Source organism: Pseudomonas sp. CFBP13509 (assembly GCF_005233485.1).
Classification (GTDB): Bacteria; Pseudomonadota; Gammaproteobacteria; order Pseudomonadales; family Pseudomonadaceae; genus Aquipseudomonas; species Aquipseudomonas marginalis.
Genome location: NZ_QGAA01000047.1, coordinates 1 through 2818, shown reverse-complemented (window position 1 = coordinate 2818; position 2818 = coordinate 1). Strand labels below are relative to the sequence as shown.

The 2818-nt window shown below is 55.6% G+C and carries 3 protein-coding genes; 2 read left to right on the top strand and 1 reads right to left on the bottom strand.

Going from position 1 to position 2818, the window contains the following annotated elements; translation table 11 throughout:
- Positions 1-981: IS66 family transposase (gene tnpC / locus PspCFBP13509_RS31245; protein WP_137213196.1), on the top strand; the 981-nt coding region annotated here is incomplete at its 5' end.
- A gap of 17 nt (positions 982-998) precedes the next feature.
- Here tnpC and PspCFBP13509_RS31240 read toward each other — a convergent pair.
- The gene (locus PspCFBP13509_RS31240) at positions 999-1457 is read right to left on the bottom strand and encodes a winged helix-turn-helix transcriptional regulator (protein ID WP_003429427.1); all 459 of its coding nucleotides are present in this window, start codon (positions 1455-1457) and stop codon (positions 999-1001) included.
- Between the two features lie 96 nt (positions 1458-1553).
- On the opposite strand from PspCFBP13509_RS31240, the gene PspCFBP13509_RS31235 reads away from it, so the two are divergent.
- Complete coding sequence (locus tag PspCFBP13509_RS31235; protein ID WP_003173940.1) at positions 1554-2501, top strand: aromatic alcohol reductase; 948 nt, start codon at positions 1554-1556, stop codon at positions 2499-2501.
- Positions 2502-2818: the final 317 nt, after the last annotated feature.

Genomic DNA, 2818 nt, shown 5'->3' with positions numbered 1-2818 from the left:
GGCCTGCTGGCCCACATCATGGTGGCCAAGTTCGCCGACCATCTGCCGCTGTATCGCCAAGAGAAAATCTTCGGCCGCGCCGGGCTGCCCATCGCCCGTTCGACACTGGCGCAGTGGGTGGGTCAAACCGGCGTACAACTGCAACCGCTCGTGGAAGCACTGCGCGAGGCAGTGCTGGCCCAGCGAGTCGTCCATGCCGATGAAACACCCGTGCAGATGCTGGCACCGGGTGAAAAGAAAACGCACCGAGCGTATGTCTGGCCCTACTGCACGACACCATTCTCGGCACTGAAGGCGGTAGTCTACGACTTCAGCCCGAGCCGTGCTGGCGAACATGCGCGCAACTTCCTGGGCACTTGGAACGGCAAGCTGGTCTGCGATGGCTTCGCAGGCTACAAGGCCGGCTTCGAAGGGGGCATCACCGAAATCGGCTGCATGGCCCATGCTCGCCGCAAGTTCTTCGACCTGCATGTGGCGAACAAAAGCCAACTGGCCGAACAGGCGCTGCACTCAATCGGCGGCCTATACGAGGTTGAACGAAAGGCCAAAGAGATGAGCGATGAAGATCGCTGGCGATTACGTCAAGAAATGGCGATTCCTATCGCGGAGAAGTTGCATGAGTGGATGCTGGCTCAGCGCGAACTTGTGCCCGAGGGCTCGGCCACAGCCAAGGCTCTGGATTACAGCCTGAAACGCTGGGTAGCGCTGACGCGCTACCTCAATGATGGTGCTGTGCCCATCGACAACAATCGGGTCGAAAATACGATCCGGCCTTGGGCCCTTGGCCGTTCGAATTGGCTCTTCGCCGGATCACTGCGCAGCGGTAAACGAGCGGCGGCAATTATGAGCTTGATTCAATCGGCACGCATGAATGGGCATGATCCGTTCGCGTATCTCAAGGATGTACTGACGCGGTTGCCGACACAGAGGGCCAGTGCAATTGACCAATTACTACCGCATCAATGGGCACAGGGCTCCTAACACGCTATGAGCTACATTCAGTCCGACGCGTCTGAATCTAATGGTGTCGATGGAGGTATTTGCCATGCGGGTTTTTTGTCATCCTGACTGTCGAAAATACGCCGCGCCTTGCGGAAATCCTCAACGTTCTCGACAACCCAAGTCCAGATAGGTGACATGCGGATCAACAGTCCCATACCCAGCGGCGTCAGCTCATACTCGACACGTGGCGGAATCTCACCGAACTCCCGCCGAACCACTAGCCCATCCCGCTCCATGGAGCGTAGCGTCTTGGTTAACATCCGCTGAGTCACCCCAGTCATCTGCCTTTTTATTTCGGCATGGCGCATCGTGCCGTAAACCCCCAGGGCATGCAGAATACCTAACGACCAGCGGCTACCTGCGTGAGCAAGCACTTCTCGTCTGACGCCATCATCGTCTTCTCTAAGCGTTCGGCAAATTGTTTCTGCCTGGCTGAGAGCCTCCTGATCGGTCATTTCATTCTCTGGTATCACAGGTGTGCCTTCTTACGAACGTTGCCTAATCGTGCAAGCATTTGTTCATCTTACAGGCAACAGGTCTCAGGAGAAATCATGACCGAAGTGACCCAGCTTTCCCCCCAATCCATTCTCGTTCTAGGCGCCGGTGAGCTTGGGCTGCCGGTTCTGCGCAATCTTGCGCGAGTAGCAAAGCGCGCGCCCGGCTCCACAATCAGCGTCCTGCTCAGGGATTCGACCATCAACACTCAGGTGCCCGAGAAAAAGGTCGAAATCGATGAGCTTCGAGATCTTGGCATCCAGATGGTGGCCGCAGATCTCGTGAATAATTCAATCGATCAGTTGGCTGAAGTGTTCGCACGGTTCGATACCGTAATAGGCTGCGCAGGCATGGTTGCAGGCCGGGAAACCCCGATGAAGCTGGCTACAGCAGCTCTCAAGTCCGGTGTGAAGCGCTACTTTCCTTGGCAGTTTGGTGTCGACTTCGAGGTAATCGGTCGGGGCAGTCCTCAAGATCTGTTCGATGCTCAGCTTGATGTACGCGAATTGCTTCGCGCCCAGGATAAAACTGAATGGGTAATCATCTCGACGGGTATGTTCACCAGCTTTCTATTCGAGCCAGTATTCGAGGTGGTTGACTTCGAAAACGATACCGTGAACGCGCTAGGCAGTCTTGAGACCAGCGTGACGCTCACGACTCCAGAAGACATTGGTGCGTTGACAGCGGAAATTGTTTTCTTCGAACCTCGCTTCCGCGATCAGATTGTGTACCTCTCGGGAGATACAGTGACGTACGGAGAGGTTGCGAGCCTCCTCGAACGTGTACTGGGTCGCCCGTTCAAACGTAACGTGTGGACTGTTCCGTACTTGCTCCAAGAATTGGAGAGAGACCCAACGCATCACATCAAGAAGTACCGCGCTGTGTTCGCCCAGGGCAGAGGCGTGGCCTGGCCTAAAGCAGGCACTTTCAACGCGCAGCAGTCGACTCAAGTCACGACCGCTGAGGAGTGGGCCCGTGCAAATCTGGCAACCTCATCAGCATAAGGGCAGTAGCTGAACGAACGTTCTCGCGCTCGGAGTTGACCTGCTAAAAAGCTCCTCAGTCTGATAATGGGCGCTGATAACCGAAGCTAAGGCGCGGAGAATGGGTCTGGTAATCCAAGACGACCGAATCTTTATCTTATCCGCACCATCTGCCGAGGTCTGAGGCGTCCCACTTCACTATCTATTGAGTTTTCTAAGCGCGAATTCCGAACCACGGTGACTTAACCAAGCGCTTACTAAAGCCTTGCAAATGAGCGTGGTTTTGAGGAGCACGGGGGAGAATGGTGTGGTCAAGGTGTGTCTGCCGGACGCTTACT